Annotated in this window: 10 protein-coding genes and 1 pseudogene; 2 read left to right on the forward strand and 9 right to left on the reverse strand. The window is 72.5% G+C overall.

The window, feature by feature from the left end:
• Window positions 1-1,155 precede the first annotated feature (1,155 nt).
• From ID810_RS12785 to ID810_RS03620, 6 genes and pseudogenes are all read right to left on the reverse strand, one after another.
• Window positions 1,156-1,743 (reverse strand): annotated as a pseudogene (locus ID810_RS12785) (MFS transporter); the annotation flags it as partial.
• A 72-nt stretch (window positions 1,744-1,815) separates the two neighbouring features.
• Window positions 1,816-2,448, reverse strand: a complete 633-nt coding sequence (locus ID810_RS03600) for a dihydrofolate reductase (RefSeq protein ID WP_166855122.1) — start codon at window positions 2,446-2,448, stop codon at window positions 1,816-1,818.
• On the reverse strand, window positions 2,445-3,272 hold the full coding sequence (locus tag ID810_RS03605) for a thymidylate synthase (RefSeq protein ID WP_166855331.1): 828 nt from the start codon (window positions 3,270-3,272) through the stop codon (window positions 2,445-2,447). Before ID810_RS03605 ends, ID810_RS03600 begins: the two co-directional genes overlap by 4 nt.
• 44 nt (window positions 3,273-3,316) lie before the next feature.
• Window positions 3,317-3,991 carry a hypothetical protein gene (locus ID810_RS03610; RefSeq protein WP_188232566.1) on the reverse strand — a complete coding sequence of 225 codons (675 nt, stop codon included), beginning with the start codon at window positions 3,989-3,991 and terminating at the stop codon, window positions 3,317-3,319.
• A 55-nt stretch (window positions 3,992-4,046) separates the two neighbouring features.
• Window positions 4,047-4,499: an OsmC family protein gene (locus ID810_RS03615; RefSeq protein ID WP_166855120.1), complete on the reverse strand. Its 453-nt coding sequence runs from the start codon at window positions 4,497-4,499 to the stop codon at window positions 4,047-4,049.
• Window positions 4,500-4,548: 49 nt separating this feature from the next.
• On the reverse strand, window positions 4,549-5,046 hold the full coding sequence (locus ID810_RS03620) for a DUF2505 domain-containing protein (RefSeq protein WP_166855119.1): 498 nt from the start codon (window positions 5,044-5,046) through the stop codon (window positions 4,549-4,551).
• Between the two features lie 35 nt (window positions 5,047-5,081).
• Here ID810_RS03620 and ID810_RS03625 point away from each other — a divergent pair, with 35 nt between their 5' ends.
• Window positions 5,082-6,542 carry a sensor histidine kinase gene (locus ID810_RS03625; RefSeq protein WP_235931739.1) on the forward strand — a complete coding sequence of 487 codons (1,461 nt, stop codon included), beginning with the start codon at window positions 5,082-5,084 and terminating at the stop codon, window positions 6,540-6,542.
• Between the two features lie 46 nt (window positions 6,543-6,588).
• Here the strand turns inward: ID810_RS03625 and ID810_RS03630 are convergent, their stop codons facing one another.
• Window positions 6,589-6,837 (reverse strand): WhiB family transcriptional regulator, encoded by a 249-nt coding sequence (locus ID810_RS03630; RefSeq protein WP_166855329.1) that lies wholly within the window; start codon window positions 6,835-6,837, stop codon window positions 6,589-6,591.
• A gap of 236 nt (window positions 6,838-7,073) precedes the next feature.
• Window positions 7,074-10,376, reverse strand: a complete 3,303-nt coding sequence (locus tag ID810_RS03635; protein WP_166855118.1) for a type VII secretion EssC family protein — start codon at window positions 10,374-10,376, stop codon at window positions 7,074-7,076.
• Window positions 10,377-10,674: 298 nt separating this feature from the next.
• Between ID810_RS03635 and ligA the strand changes: the two genes are divergently transcribed.
• A complete protein-coding gene (gene ligA, locus ID810_RS03640; RefSeq protein WP_413227900.1) occupies window positions 10,675-13,083 on the forward strand; it encodes an NAD-dependent DNA ligase LigA in 2,409 nt (802 codons plus the stop codon).
• Between the two features lie 169 nt (window positions 13,084-13,252).
• On the opposite strand, the gene ID810_RS03645 is transcribed toward ligA, so the two are convergent.
• Window positions 13,253-15,124: a L,D-transpeptidase gene (locus ID810_RS03645; RefSeq protein WP_243856501.1), complete on the reverse strand. Its 1,872-nt coding sequence runs from the start codon at window positions 15,122-15,124 to the stop codon at window positions 13,253-13,255.
• Between the last annotated feature and the right edge of the window lie 104 nt (window positions 15,125-15,228).

The following is a 15,228-nucleotide window of genomic DNA, read 5'->3' on the forward strand; positions in this document are numbered from 1 at the left end:
CTCGTTCGTTCACGCAACGAGATCAACGTGTGCGGAACGGGATCGACGTACGAGAAGCGAGATCAAGACCTGGGCAACGAGATCGACGTGCCAGGAACGAGCCTCAGCCCTCCATCTCGTCCCTCTACCTTCCATCTCGTTCGTCGGTCTTCCATCTCGTTCGTTCACGCAACGAGGTCAACGTGTGAGGAGCGAGGTCGACGTGTGAGGGACGAGAGCAGGACCTGGGCAACGAGGTCGACGCCGGTCGTCGTCGGGTCCTCCGGGCGCCGCGACCAGACGCGCCCATCCTGGCGCGTGCTCGTGGCCCCTCGGCGGGCGCACGCCGCGCTGCCACCCTCCAGCTGCTCGGTCTGCTCTCGAAAGCACGGTGAATCGCCGTTGTTGTGTCTCAGGACGTCGGTGACACCTGGGGTATCTGCGTAGGTGACACGTCCGGGTGGCCTCGGGGGCGGTGTCCTCCGGCTTCTCGTCCACTGGGCCCGTGGCAGTCGCCGGCCTGGAGGCCCCCGCGCTGCCACCAGCTCGTTGTCCCACAGGTGCGCACGGGCCCGGCCGCCGCTCGCGCACCGCTGGTGTCCACGCGGCGGACATCAACCGTGGTCGCTGGCGACGCCCCGGCCCACAGGCGCGCGATCACCCCGTACTCCTCCCCGCGGTCGAACGCCCAGGCTGGTCATGTCCGCGCCGTGGACACCCGCGGGGCCGGGGCTCGGCCCCCTCTCGCGCCCGGCCCCCGGTCGTCTCGCGGGTGCGCACGGGCCCGGGCCGCCACTCGCGCACCGCGGTGTCCACACGGCCACCGGCACCCCAGAAGCGTCGAGACTTCGCTCAGACGGCCAAGGCCCTGACCGAACACACACCCAGCCCGAACCCGTCACCACGCACATGTCCACCCACACCCCCGACCCCAAGCGTCACCGATGTCCTGACACAGAACTGCCACCGACGTCCTGAGACATCACAACATCCAGCGCAAACTGTGGTTGCCCTATCGGCCCGTCGACGGTGTCGTCGACGCCCTGTGGTTGCTCGGCGACGACGCTGCACCGGACGGCCTGTTCGGCAAGCTGATCGAGACGTGGGGCAGGTCAGTGGGCTGGTTCCTCGCAGGCCTGAGTGATCCCCACCTCGATGAGGAGAAGGACGGGGCTCCTCGCGTGGGATCCCCACCCATCCGATGATGAAGGCGAGGGCGACGCAGACGGGGGTGGCCCAGACGGGGGCGAGGATCGACCAGCTTCCCAGCAGGCTCGACAGCAGCGAGCCGACGACGATCGACAGCTGGATGGCCCCCGAGAAGGCGCTCATGCCCGCCACCCGGCTCCTCTCGTCCGGGGTGATCTCGGCGATGAGGGTCTGACCGGTCGGCGGGATCGCGGAGACCGCGGAGCCGAAGAAGGGACCGCGGGCGAGGACGATGACGGCGGCGGCCGCCCCCGCGCCCAGTACCCCCGCCGAGCGCAGCGCGACGGCCAGGGCGAACAATGTGCCGGCGATGAGCGCCAGGCCGAGGGATGCGAGCATGACGCGGCGCCTACCCCAGGCGACGGACCGGCGCCCCCAGAACTGTGAGAGGACCGTGACGAACAGGGCGGCGCAGGAGATCGCCAGGCCCACGATCCACTCGGCCAGGCCGAGGGCGCGCGACAGGGGCGCGATCGACGCGTTGAGCATGTTCTGTCCGATGTAGACGAACAGGCATGCGGCAAGCAGAGCCCTGAGCGTGGGGTTGGAGAGGATGGGGGAGCGGGCGGAGCCGAGATCGGGTCTGCCGGGTCTGCCGGGTCGTAAAGCCGAGGTCACCGGGGTACCTCAACGACGCCGGTAGTGGTCCACGCGCCAGGCGGCGTCCCCGGAGACGGGCCGCCAGGCACCGGGGGCGTCGGAGAGGGGACCGCCCGCAACCCAGTGTCCCTGCGGGCCAGCGCCGGCGGCGACGTCGGGCACGCGCACCAGAGCGTCCGGACTGAGGCCCCGTGCACGAACCGTCGCAGCGGCGTCGACGTCGATGACGGAGACGAGGAGCTCGTCCAGCGCCTCCGCCTCAAGGGCCTGGCGGTACACGGAGCCGCCGCCGATGACCCACAGGCGCGGCAGCGCGCGATAGACGTCTTGGCGAGGGTCCTCACCCAGCCCGGCAAGGAGCTCAGCGCCGCGGTCAAGCCCCTCGGCGAGCGTTGGCACGGCGCAGGCGACGCCGTCGGCCCCCCAGTGCTCGCGGCGGGTGAGGACCACGCTCAGACGCCCCGGCAGGCTGGCACCCAGGGAGTCCCAGGTGGTGCGCCCCATGAGGACGACGCCGCCGGTGGTCGCCGCCTTGAAGTGGCGGAAGTCGGCGGGCACGTGCCAGAGCATGTCGCCGTCGGCACCGATGATGCCGGCACGGTCCTGCGCCCAGACGGCGCCGACGCGCACCGGTGCCCGCGACGCGGACCGCGTGCTCATACGGCCACCGGCGCTTTGATCGCAGGGTGGTGCCGGTAACCGTCGGAGGCGTCGATGGAGTCCATCGTGTAGGCGTCGATGGAGCTGGCCGGCTCCAGCCGCAGAGTCGGGAAGGGGTAGGCCTGGGGCACGCGTGAGAGCTGCTCACGGACCTGCTCGACGTGGTTGTCGTAGATGTGGCAGTCCCCGCCGGTCCACACGAGCTCGCCGGGCTCCAGCCCGGCCTGCTGGGCGAGCATGTGCGTGAGCAGCGCGTAGGAGGCGATGTTGAAGGGCACTCCGAGGAAGAGGTCGGCGCTGCGCTGGTAGATCTGCAGGCTCAGACGACCGTCGGCGACGTAGCACTGGAAGAAGGCGTGGCAGGGGGCCAGCGCCATGCGGTCGAGCTCGGAGACGTTCCAGGCGGAGACGAGCATGCGCCGCGAGTCCGGGTCCCGCCGCAGCGTCTCGACGAGCGTGGTGATCTGGTCGATGGCGCCGCCGTCGCGGCTGGGCCAGGAGCGCCACTGCGCGCCGTAGACCGGACCGAGCTCGCCGTCGTCGTCGGCCCACTCGTCCCAGATGGAGATGCCCTGCTCCTGGAGCCAGCGCACGTTGGTCGCGCCCTGGAGGAACCACAACAGCTCACCCTTGACGGACTTCATCGCCACGAACTTCGTCGTCACGCGGGGAAAGCCCCGGCTCAGGTCGTAGCGCAACTGACGGGCGAAGAGCGAGCGGGTCCCCGTCCCGGTGCGGTCCCCCTTGGCGACCCCGTGCAGGAGGACGTCGGCCAGCAGCTCCTCGTAGGCGACATCGACGCCCTCGGGGGCCTCCAGGCCCATCTCGGCCAGGCAGGGGTAACGGTGAGTGGTCACGGGTGTCCTCCTCAGGCCTCGATGACCTCGTACACCACGACGTCGTCCTGCGCGGGACCCAGGGCGGCGCCCGCGCCCTCGATGATCTGGTTGGCCAGGGCCCGTCCACCGCTGAAGCCGATGGCGGCGCCGATGCCGAAGGGGACGAGCCGGCCCAGGGCGAGGGCCCCGCCCTTGACCGCGCTCCTCTTGGCCAGGCGCTTGACGAGCTGGGCGTTGATGGAGCGTGCCGTCGGCAGCGGCATCTGTGCCAGGGACTGTGCCGCCCAGTACAGGGTGGTCAGCCCGAGCGAGCCCTGGATCGCCTCAGCGCCTTCACGCCCCATGAGGGCGGACAGGACCAGGGCGCGGCGCCTCTCGGGCGTGACCAGGCGCAGGCCCTGCAGCTCGGCGACGGTGAGGATGTACTTGACGGCACTGGTGAGGAAGACGGTGGTCTGCCCCACGGTCAGGGCGGCAGCCGTGCCCGTGCCGACCGCAGGCAGGGCCGCGCTGGCGCCCACCGCTGCCGAGGTCAGTGCGGACTCGGTGCGGAAGCGCTCGGCCGCGAGCTCGACGAGCTCGGCCGTGTCCGCTCCGGGACGGTCGCGCCGCATCCGGGCGACGGTGTCCTCAATGCTGCGGGCAGGCACATTGATCGCCTTGTCGAGGGCACGCTCGAAGGCAGAGGCTCGCGTCTTGCTCATGCTCACTCCTGGTCCGTGCCTTGACAGGTGCTGGTCGTGGGCAAGGCGCAGCGCCTCAGTCCACGTCCTCGGGGTGGTCGTTCAGCAGGTGCAGGCGGACCTCGGCCCCCTTGGTGAGGGTATGGCCCACAGTACAGCTGCGCTCGATGGCGGCGTCGACCCGCTGGGAGAGCGTGGCGAGCTGGTCTCCGGTGAGGGCGGACAGGTCCGTGACGATCTGGACGTCCATGGCCTGGTAGCGCTCCTCCTCCTCGTGCTTCAGAGTCGCGCAGATGACGTTGGCCTCGAAGTCCTCTCCCAGGGCCTTGGCCAGGCGGTGGTCCGCGGAGAGCGTGTTGCAGGTCGCCAGGGCGATCTTGAGCAGCTCACCGGGCGAGAACTCGCCGGGGCCCGAGCCCACGCGCACCTCAGCCCCGCGGGCGTTGTGCCCGAGGTACTGGCGGGTGCCCGTGCGCTCCGCCCAGACGGAATTGGTCTCGGTGGGGGTGATGATGCTGGTGTCACTCATGGGCTGATCGTGGCACGAGCCTGTGACGGGAATCCAGGCATGAGCCCGGTCAGTGAGACGCCAGCCAGGCGGTGGCGCGCGCCTGCTCGTCCGCGACGACGGCATCCACGTGGCCCATCGCCCGGTCTTCCAGGGCACGTCCCACGAGCGGGACCGTGACGTCCAGGCTGAGGTCGAGCACCACGGTGGTGCGGGCGCCGTCGTCGGAGCTCATCGACCCGGTGGCCGCCACGTGCACCGGGGCGCCACTGATCTCAGCGCTCAGACGCCCCTCGCGACGGCCCCCGTCCCCCGGCTCTCCCCAGGACTCGGTCAGGGTCAGCGACAGGGGCCCGCGCACGAAGCGGCGGGCCGCCGAGGGCAGCCTGTCGGCGGGCACCGTGCCGCGGACGGTGACGGCGAAGCCCTCGCCGCGCGTCACGACATCGACATCCAGGCCGTCCTGGCCCAGCCGGGCCACTCGGCCGCGCTGGAAGGCGGGGTCGGCGAGCATGGTCGCCACGGTGGCCGGGTCGGCGGGGTAGGTGATGGTGACGGTCTTTCTCATAAGGCGATCCTGCCACGCGTTAGTACGATCAGACGGTGCCCTCCTTCGCCGCCGCGTCACACCGTGTCCTGTCCCTGCTGCCGGACGCGGATCGTGACTGGATCCACCAGCTCATCGCCGACTGGCAGGTCATCGCTGACATGTCCGTCTCCGACCTCGTGTTGTGGGTGCGCTCCGAGACCGGACGCTTCGTCGCCGTCGCCCACCAACGCCCCTCAACAGGCTCGACCGTCCACCTCGAGGAGGTCATCGGCCACCGCATGCCGGCCTCCCGCGAGGTCTTGGCCATTGAGGCCCTCACCTCCGGCCAGCCGCTCGTGGACGCCACGCCCCTGTGGACCGGCTCCTACGCCGTTCGCGAGGAGTACGTGCCGGTGGTGCGCGATGGCACGGCCATCGCCGTCATGACGCGCGAGACCTCGGTGGGCCTTATGCGGGGCGGGCGCCACATGGAGACGGTCCTGGGGGAGAGGGCGGACCGGCTGTGCCAGATGGTCGCCGAGGGCGCCTTCCCGATCCGCGGCGCCGGGACGGTCCTGCGTCATGGCACCCCGCGGGTGGGTGACGGCGTCGTCAGCCTGGACACCGACGGCGTTGTCCTCTTCGCCACCCCCAACGCCCACTCCTGCTTCAGGCACCTGGGCATCGTCGGCCCGCTCGACGGCCTCCAGCTGGCCGAGGCGGTCACCTCGATCATCCCGGAGAGGACACCGGTTGACGAGGCGATGGCGGTGGTCCTCATGGGGCGTCAGGCCTGGCTCACCGAGGTCGAGGTCGCCGGCGTCTTCCTGGCCATCCGCTCCATCCCCCTGACGGACGCGGGCGACAGGGCCGGCGCGGTGCTGCTCGTGCGCGATGTCACGGAGATCCGACGACGTGAGCAGGTGCTGCTCAACAAGGACGCGACGATCCGCGAGGTGCACCACCGGGTGAAGAACAACCTCCAGACGGTCTCGGCGCTGCTGCGCATGCAGGCGCGCCGGGCGACGAACGACGAGACGCGCGAGGCCCTGGCGGAGGCCGAGCGCCGCGTGGCGACGATCGCGACGGTGCACGAGGCCCTGAGCCACAACGTCGATGAGAAGGTCGACTTCGACGAGGTCTTCGAGTCGATCCTGCGGGCCGCCGCGACCGTGGCGCGTGCCCGCGGCGACGTGGCCACGCGCCTGGAGGGCACCTTCGGCACGGTGGACGCGGATGCGGCCCAGGCGCTGGCAACGGTGCTGGCCGAGCTTGTGGCCAACGCGGTCGAGCACGGCCTGGAGGACCGTGACGGGCTGGTGACGGTCAGGGCCCACCGGGAGGGTGAGGACCTGGAGGTGCGGGTGATCGACGACGGTCAGGGCTTCGAGGAGGGCACGATCCTCACCGGCCTGGGCACGCAGATCGTGCGCACGCTCGTGCGCGGAGAGCTGCGCGGCTCCATCGACTGGCACCCCGGCGAGTCGGGGCGCGGCACGGAGGTCATCGTCCGTGCGCGGCTGAAGGAGTCCTGAGGCGGGCCGGCGCCGGCCCGCCGCCCCGCGGGCTCAGGACGCGGGCTCAGGAGGAGCGGCGGGCGCGCGCGGCGCGGCGCTTGAGGGAGCGTCGCTCGTCCTCGCTCATGCCTCCCCAGACGCCGGCGTCCTGGCCGTTCTCAAGGGCCCACTTGAGGCAGGTGTCGACAACCTCGCAGCGCGCGCACACCTGCTTGGCCTCCGCGATCTGGGCGATGGCGGGACCCGTGTTACCGACCGGGAAGAAGAGCTCGGGGTCGACCGTGAGACATGCTGCCTGGCTGCGCCAGTCCATGAGGGCTCCCTTCCAGGGTGGTGATGCGTGCGGCGTCTCCCGGTGCTCCTCGACGGCGACCGGCTGAGCCGGTGCGGAGGTGGACATCAGTCAACCGCGTCCTGGGCCAACCCTCACACGCTGTCAGGGGAGGGGCAAGGGCTGAGGGACGAGACCTGCGCCGAGACCGTATCGCGATGCTCACAGCCCCGGATCCTTGACGTTTCGGCACCTGAAGGTGTGCACCTCACCAAAGGTCAGACCTTCCGGGTGGAATCCTGCCCTCGGTCATGCCCCGCAGCGACCTGGAGCGCTGTCACCTCCCCCCGCGAGACCAGGACCCCACGCCCCGGCGTCGTGGGGTGCCTGGGATCGCAGGCCGCCCGGACACTCATCCCCGCCACCTGCGCCGCGGGCCCGAAAGCGGGCCACAGCACCACCACCGCGGCCCTCGCACGCAGATCCGCCAGCGCGCCGCGGTAGGCGCCCACCGCACGCTCCGTCGTCGCCGAGGCCAGCACCCGCGCCCCCGTGGCCAGTGCCTCGTCGACTGAGGCGAGCTCCTGTGGGCCCGCCAGGTCGAGGTTGTCGACGACGAGCGGCGTCTCACCGGTGGACTCTGCCAGCGCCCGCGACAGGGAGTGCAGCGCCGTCGTCCGCCCCGACCCGTGGGGTCCGACGACGAGCACCGGCCCGTCGGGCACGCCCAGGGGTGTTGCGTCGTCACCGCCGACGGCCCACGCCCCGGGTCGTGGGACCGCCGACAGCGGGAGGGGCGCCAGCCGCACGGGGGGTGCTCCCGCGGCCGTGCAGGTGTTCTGCCTGTCGATCTCCTGAGCGCCGATGTCCTCATCTGCCAGAACCACCTGGCAGTCGAGCGTCGAGTGGCCCACCACCAGCAGGCCACGCCCCGGCCCACGCCCGCACAGACGCCCCCGCTCCACCCCGGCCATCGCCGCGCGGGCGGCGTCGTCGGCACCCAGGACGATGCGTGTGCGCAGGGGAAGCGCCCACCTGGCCCCTGAGGAGCCGAGCGAGGCCGAGACCACCAGGCCCGCGCCGGACAGGGCGCATCCACGCCGCACCGCGTCGAGCAGTGCGGCGCCCTCGGCCGGGCCGAGAACCTCCTCCACGGCCGCGACGAGCTCTTCCGCCCCGTCCAGGACGAGCACTCCGCCCAGCGCTCCCGCCGCCGCGAGGGACCACAAGCGCACCAGCCGCCGCGGGTCCTCAGTGCCGACGACGGTGCCCAGCCCCGTCCAGGCCTGCCCCACCCAGGGCCCGGGTGACCCGCACACGTGCACCTCCAGCCCGGCTGCCAGCGCGCCAACGGCGGCGCTTGTCACCGTGGTGCTGCGCCCGGAGCCCGCGGTCCCCAGGACGAGCAGGGCCTCGCCGGGATCCCAGGACCAGGTGCCCTGCGCCTGCTCCTCCGGCAGGTCCGTGACGGCCAGCAGCACCCCCGGCCCTGCCTCCGGCCCGGTTGCGCCGCGCGCGCGAGCCTCAGCGTGTGGTCCACCGACAAGGACGGCATCATTCTGGGTTGCGCCGCGCGCGCGAGCCTCGGCACGGGTCACCCGTGCCGGCAGCGGCGGTGCCCAGGGGCACCAGGCCCCCGGGGACCCGGTGGCGGCTGCCCGCAGCTCCTCCACGAGCCTCGCCACCTGCCCGGCCTCGCCCGCGTACAGGGCCTGGAGCGGCCCCTCACGCCGGGAGCCGGCCACGAGCAGGCGCCCGGGCGCGGGATCGAGCCTGGCGGCCTCCTCGTGCCCGAGCACGTCGCGCGAGTCCGCGCCGTCGAGCACCCGCAGGCACACCCTCAGCGCCGTGTTCGCCCGGACGGCGGCGCTGACGACCCCCGCCGGCCGCTGCGTGGCGAGCACCAGGTGGATGCCCAGGCTGCGTCCCTGGGCCGCGACCCGGATGAGCGCGTCCAGGACCTCCGGGTGGCTGGTGGCCAGCGCCGCGAACTCGTCGACGACGATGAGCAGACGGGACGGGCGCTCCTCCTCGGCAACGGCCGCGACATCCGCCGCGCCGTGGCGGGCCAGGACCCGCTCGCGGCGGCGCACCTCTGCGCTGAGTGAGGACAGGGCCCGCGAGGTCATCGCGTGGTCGAGGTCGGTCAGGACGCCGGCGGTATGAGGCAGCCGGGTGAGGCGCCCGAAGGCGGCGCCTCCCTTGTAGTCGATGAGGACGAGCGAGAGCCGGTGCGGCGGGTGCCCGGCCGCCAGCTGCAGGAGCCACGAGGTCAGCAGTTCCGACTTGCCCGAGCCGGTCGTGCCCGCCAGGAGGGCGTGGGGTCCGTCAGCCACGAGGTCGGTGCTCACCGGGCCGTTGGCGCCGACCCCGAGCACAGCCTTCAGGCCCGGTGCGGGCCGGCGCCAGGCCCTGCGCACGCGCTCGCGGTCGATCTCGCACAGAACCTCCTCCAGCCCTGCGCGGCGGGGCAGGGCGCGCCCGTTGTCTGCCCGGTCCGCGGCCGTCGCGCCCGGCCGGCCCACGCCGGCCATGTGGGTCACCGCCTGCCACCACGTGAAGGACAGTCGGCGGGCGTCACGCCTCCAACCGCGCGAGCCCGGGACGGCGCGCACTCGCGAGGCTGCCACCGGCGGGCCGCAGGCGCCGGAGGAGGCCAGCAGTGCCTCGCTCTTGGTGGCGCCGGTGCCCCAGACCAGGTGCACGCCGGCGTCCTCCACGTGCAGGCCCACACCCCCGCAGGCGGCGACCTGGGCCGTCCACCACCTCAGGGCCTCGAGCGCCCCAGAGCCGGTGAGGGCGAGTGCATCCCCCGCCTCGAGGGAGACAGCAGTGCGTCGGCCTCTGCGTCCGCACCAGGCCCGGGGGCCGTCCTCCGCCTGAGCTGCGGGCACGACGGCGTGGGCGCGTCGGGCCACCGCCAGCAGCAGCCCGGCCGGGTCCGGGCGCCGTCGTCGCCACCCGCACCTGCCCGTGCCCTTGCCCACGGGCAGGCCCACCGTGCTCAGCCTCATGAGACCCATGAGGAGCAGGGGCAACAGCATGAGGGAGCGTCCCCCGTAGCCCGCGCGATGGGAGGCGACAACGACTCCCACCGCCACCAGGAGAGCCAGGAGGACGAGCAGCGCGCCGAGCCGGGCCCTGCCGCGTCCGGCGCGAGGGCCCAAAGGACGCGGCACCGTCAGGTCCTCCGGTCGCCTGCGCAGCTCCAGCAGGGTGTCGCCCACCCGGAGCCGGCTGCCCGGCGGCCACCGCTGCGGCGGACGTAGGGCGCGGCGTCCCGAGGCCCGCAGGAGCGAGCGCAGGCCGTACCATCTGGCCCCGTTCGCCCCCGGTGCGTCGAGGACGCTCACGCCTCGTGCGGTGGCACGCAGCCGCAGGTGCTCGCGTGAGACGTAAGGGTCCATGAGCGCACCGCCGCGGCCGACGACGCGCTCGCCGCCATCGGGCAGGGCGAGCACGACGCCGGCGTCGGGACCGCGCAGCACCGCCAGGTGCCAGGTGCCGGCCAGGGCGGCACGGGCCTCGGCACCGGCGGCTGCACCGGCGTCGGCTCTGTCCGTCAGGAGGTCGTGAGGCATACCGGCACTGTGCCGCGAGTTCCCCTCCCCTTCCGATCGTCCGCACGGCACCTGTGGACACATGGGCACGGGGATAGCACGGAGGGGGCCTGTGGAGCCCGGTCACCCGGCTGTGACCGCCCCCGGTGCGATGATGCGTGTCGCACGCATGGGGGAGGATGTGCCCGTGAGCACCCAGACCTCCCGCCCGGCCCCCGGTCCCGCCGAGGCCCCGGCCGACGCCGCGCAGACCACCCGCCTGACCCCCGCCGAGGTCACCGAGACCGTCACGCTGCACCGTCGGCTCCGCCACGCGGCCCTGAGGGCGGACATGGTGGTGCTCAGGAGCCAGATCGAGCGCGCCCGCCACGCCTACTATGACGCCGTCGACACCCAGTCGCCCGTCTCCGACGCGCAGTACGACCGCTGGTACCGCGCGCTTGAGGATCTTGAGGCCAGGTACCCGGACCTCGTCCTGGCCCAGAGCCCCACCCGCACGGTGGGCGGCGAGGCCGCGACGGAGGCCTTCTCCCCGGTGACCCACCGCGAGCGCATGTACTCCCTCCAGGACGTCTTCAGCCTCGAGGAGGTCGAGGAGTGGGCCCAGCGCATGACCGCCGACCTCGGGGTCGAGGATGCGCAACTGACCATGACCGCAGAGGTCAAGATCGACGGCGTCGCCGTCACCCTCACCTACGAGCACGGCGTCCTCACCCGGGCCGCGACCCGCGGTGACGGGGTCACGGGCGAGGACGTCACCGCCAATGTCCGCACCATCGCCACCGTCCCGCAGCGCCTGACCACCACGGGCGCGCCACCGCGGGTCGTCGAGGTCCGCGGGGAGATCTACCTGCCGGTCGAGGCCTTCACCGAGGTCAACCGTCGACGCATGGAGGAGAACACCGCCCGCGAGGCGCGCAACGCCGCCCTCCAGGCCCAGCCGCAGGGCAGTCGGCGCAAGGAGGCGTTGCTGCCCCTGTTCGCCAACCCCCGCAACGCCGCTGCCGGCTCCCTGCGCCAGAAGGACCCCGCGGTCACCGCCGAGCGCCCCCTGGCCTTCATCGCTCACGGCGTGGGCGCCATCGAGCTGGCCGAGGGCGCCCCCCTGCCGGACTCCCAGCACGAGTGGTACTCGCTGCTCACCGAGTGGGGGCTGCCGGTGTCGCCCTACAACGCGCTTGTGCACGGGCGCACCGAGCGGGAGGACTACATCGCCCGCTACGCCGACCACCGCCACGACCTGCTTCACGAGATCGACGGCATCGTCTTCAAGGTGGACTCGCGCTCGCAGCAGGCCCGGCTCGGCCACACCTCCCGCGTGCCGCGCTGGGCGAGTGCGTACAAGTACCCGCCGGAGGAGGTGCGCACCCGCCTGCTCGACATTGACGTCCAGGTCGGGCGCACCGGGCGGGTCACTCCCTTCGGGCTTATGGAGCCCGTTCTGGTCTCCGGCTCGACCGTCTCGCGTGCCACCCTCCACAATGCCACCGAGGTCGCCCGCAAGGGCGTGCTCATCGGTGACATGGTCGTCCTGCGCAAGGCCGGCGAGATCATCCCTGAGATCGTCGGCCCCGTCCTCGAGGAGCGCGACGGTACCGAGCGCCCCTTCGTCATGCCGCAGCACTGCCCCTCCTGTGGCACGCCGCTTGCTCCCGCCAAGGAGGGCGACGTCGACCTGCGGTGCCCCAACACCCGCTCCTGCCCCGCCCAGGTGACCGAGAGGATCGCCCATATCGGCTCACGCGGGGCCTTCGACGTCGAGGGCCTGGGCGACGAGGCCGCCGTCGCCCTCACCCAGCCGGATGCCGGACGCGAGGAGGCGCTGGCGGCTCTGGCGGCCGGCCGTGTCCTGGAGACCGAGCGCGGCAGGGTCCGCCTGGACGCACAGGCGCTCACGGGCCTGCCCACCGCCGAGCATCTGGAGGTGGCCCGGGCGGCACTCGTGGCCGCCGGTGTGGGCGAGCAAGTGCCGGTGCTCACGGGCGAGGCCGGCCTGTTCGACCTCACGGCCGAGGACCTGCGCGACGTCTTCGTCTACCAGCCGGTCAGGCGGCGCGGTGAGCCGACCGGCGACTGGCGCCTGGCCCGCTTCTTCTGGTCCAAGGAGACCTACGACAAGGACGGGGCGGTGAGGAAGGAGACGGCCCCGGGCAAGAACGCCACCGCGATGCTCGCCCAGCTTGACAGTGCCAAGGCGCAGCCTCTGTGGCGGGTGCTCGTGGCCCTGTCCGTGCGTCACGTCGGCCCGACGGCGGCGCGTGCCCTCGCGGCCCGTTTCAGGTCCCTGGAGGCCCTGCGGGAGGCGAGCGCCGAGGAGCTGAGCGAGGTCGACGGCGTCGGGCCGACCATCGCCGACGCCTGGCGGTCCTGGCTGGAGGTGGACTGGCACACCGAGATCCTTGAGCGCTGGGCCGCGGCCGGGGTGCGCACCGCCGACGACGCGCCCGAGGAGGAGGTTCCCGCGACGCTGAGCGGGCTGACGATCGTCGTCACTGGCACGCTTGAGCGCTTGACCCGCGAGAGCGCGAAGGAGGCCATCGTCTCGCGCGGGGGCAAGGCGGCGGGCAGCGTCTCGAAGCGAACGAGCTACGTCGTCGTCGGGGAGAATGCCGGGTCGAAGGAGGCCAAGGCCCTCGAGCTGGGCGTGCCCGTGCTCAACGAGGAGGCTTTCGAGCGGCTGCTGGCCGCTGGACCGCAGGCACTGGACGCGCAGGGCGAGGTCGGCTAGCTCAGGCTGCCGTGCCGGTGACGGGGCCGGACGGGGCTGGTCCGTCAACAGGCCGGTCAGTCGCTGCGGCCGGGCCATAGTGGCCCTAGTGGGCCGGTCGGGGCCGCTCAGTAGTGGCCCAGGGCGTCGAGAGGGTCGCCGTCCTCACCGAGGGGCCGGTTGGGGCCGCTCAGTAGTGGCTGACGACCGTGGTGCCGATCTCGGCCCAGTTGTAGATCCAGTAGGCCTCGCTCACGGGCATGTTGACGCACCCGTGAGATGCCGAGTAGCCGAAGCTGGAGCGCCAGGGGGCGCCGTGGAAGGCGTAGCCACTGTAGAAGTAGCTGACCCACGGCACGTCCTCCGAGCGGTAGCGGGTGCCGTCGACGTTGTCGCCCTCCATCGTCTGCGAGGTGTACTGCAGGTAGACGTGGTAGGTGCCCGTGACCGTCGGGGTCTCGGCGGCGCCGTCGACCATGGAGATCGGTCCGCGCACGACGGTGGCGCCCTCATAGGCCGTCACGGTCTTGTTGGAGAGGTTGACGTCCACCCACTTCTCGCCGGGGGCTGCCTGGTAGACGAGGTTCTCCGCGCCGTCGGCGATGAGGCGGTCGGTCCAGGAGGCCTTGACGACCTCGGTGGTGAAGTCGCCCGTGTAGGGTCGGCCGGCGTTGAGGGCCTCGACGAGTGCGGTGGTGATCGCCTCGGCGTTCGTCACCTTGTTGCCGTCGACGGCCTCGACGCTGGTGGCGACGACGTCACCGCGGGAGTTGACGTTGCGCACGCCATCCGTGGGTGCGTCCCCGGCGGCATCGCTGGAGGCGGTGACCCACTGCGAGACCTTGGTGGCGTCGACGCGGGCAGTCAGGGCGGTGCCGTCTGCGGTGGGCGTGACGGTGACCCAGGAGGCCTGGGTGGTGGCGTCCGGGGTCCACGTCTGGCCCCGGGGGTCGGTGCTGTCGGTGATGGCCACGGGCTGGGAGGCGAGGACACCGGCCTGCTCAGCGGCCCGGGCGGCCTCGTCGTCGGTGATCTCGGGGACCTGGGAAGAGTAGGTGAGGGTCACGCTCTGGGAGGTGAGGGTGCTCGCCGCCTCCTGCGCCGCCCTGGCGGCCTCGGCGGAGTCCAGGCTCACGCCCTCGACGGCGGGGGTCGTGATGAAGGTGAGTCCGTCCGGTCCGAGCCTGACCGTGGCGTTGGTGGCCACGGACTCGTTGCTGGGGATGAGGGCGGTGGTGTAGGCCTCGGCTGCCGTGGGGTCAGAGGTGGTGACGACGTCGATGGGGTTGTCCTCGAACAAGGCCCGGAAGCGGCCGACGACGTCGGAGCTGGCGGCCAAGGCGGCGTCCGCGGTGGCGTCGGCGTCGACGGTGGTACCGAGGTCGCTGAGCGAGGCGGTGGCCTCGACGTCCCCGGTGACCGAGACGGTGGTCTGCTGGGCGAGACCGGAGACGAGCTCGGAGATCTGGGCGCGGGTCATGCCCGCGACGTCCCGCCCGACGACGGTGGTGCCGGGCACCGCCTTGTCGGCGTAGTACGCGGCGTAGGCGTAGCCGCTGGTACCGACGCCGACGAGCACCAGCAGGCAGGCGGCGGCGACCCACAGGGGCCAGCGGCGGCGGGTCCTGCGGTCGGGGGCAGCGGCGGGGGAGGTCTGAGCGTCGGCCTTCTGGGCGACGGCGAGGACGGCGGCGACCTGAGTGGCGGCCTGAGCGCCGGTCGTCTCCGGGGTGGGCTCGGCAGCGGCCACCTGGGCGGTGGTGAGGACTGTGGTCTCCTCGGCGGGAGTCTCAGCGGCGGGTTCCTCGGCGGCAACGAGGACGGTGGCCGCCTCGGTGGGAGCCTCCTGGGTGGCAGCGAGGACGGTGGTCTCCTCGGCGGGAGTCTCAGCGGCGGGCTCCTCGGGTGCGGGCTGCGCCGGGGCAGCCTCCTCGGGGGCGGGCAGGACGGGGGCGCGAGGTACGGTCGCCGTCGTCGTTCCGTAAGGGGTACTCATGACGGCGGTCTCGACGCCCTCAAGGGCCTGCTTGGTCCCGTCGGCGCGGAGTTCTTCGTCTCGCATGCCTATCCTTCCGGACGCGCAGCACCGCGGTGGGGCAGCGCTCCTGACTGAGGCCCAGCACGATCGCCGCCGGGCACTTGGTCCCATGAGACCGGGCCGACCCC

Source organism: Actinomyces respiraculi (genome assembly GCF_014595995.2).
Classification (GTDB): domain Bacteria; phylum Actinomycetota; class Actinomycetes; order Actinomycetales; family Actinomycetaceae; genus Actinomyces; species Actinomyces respiraculi.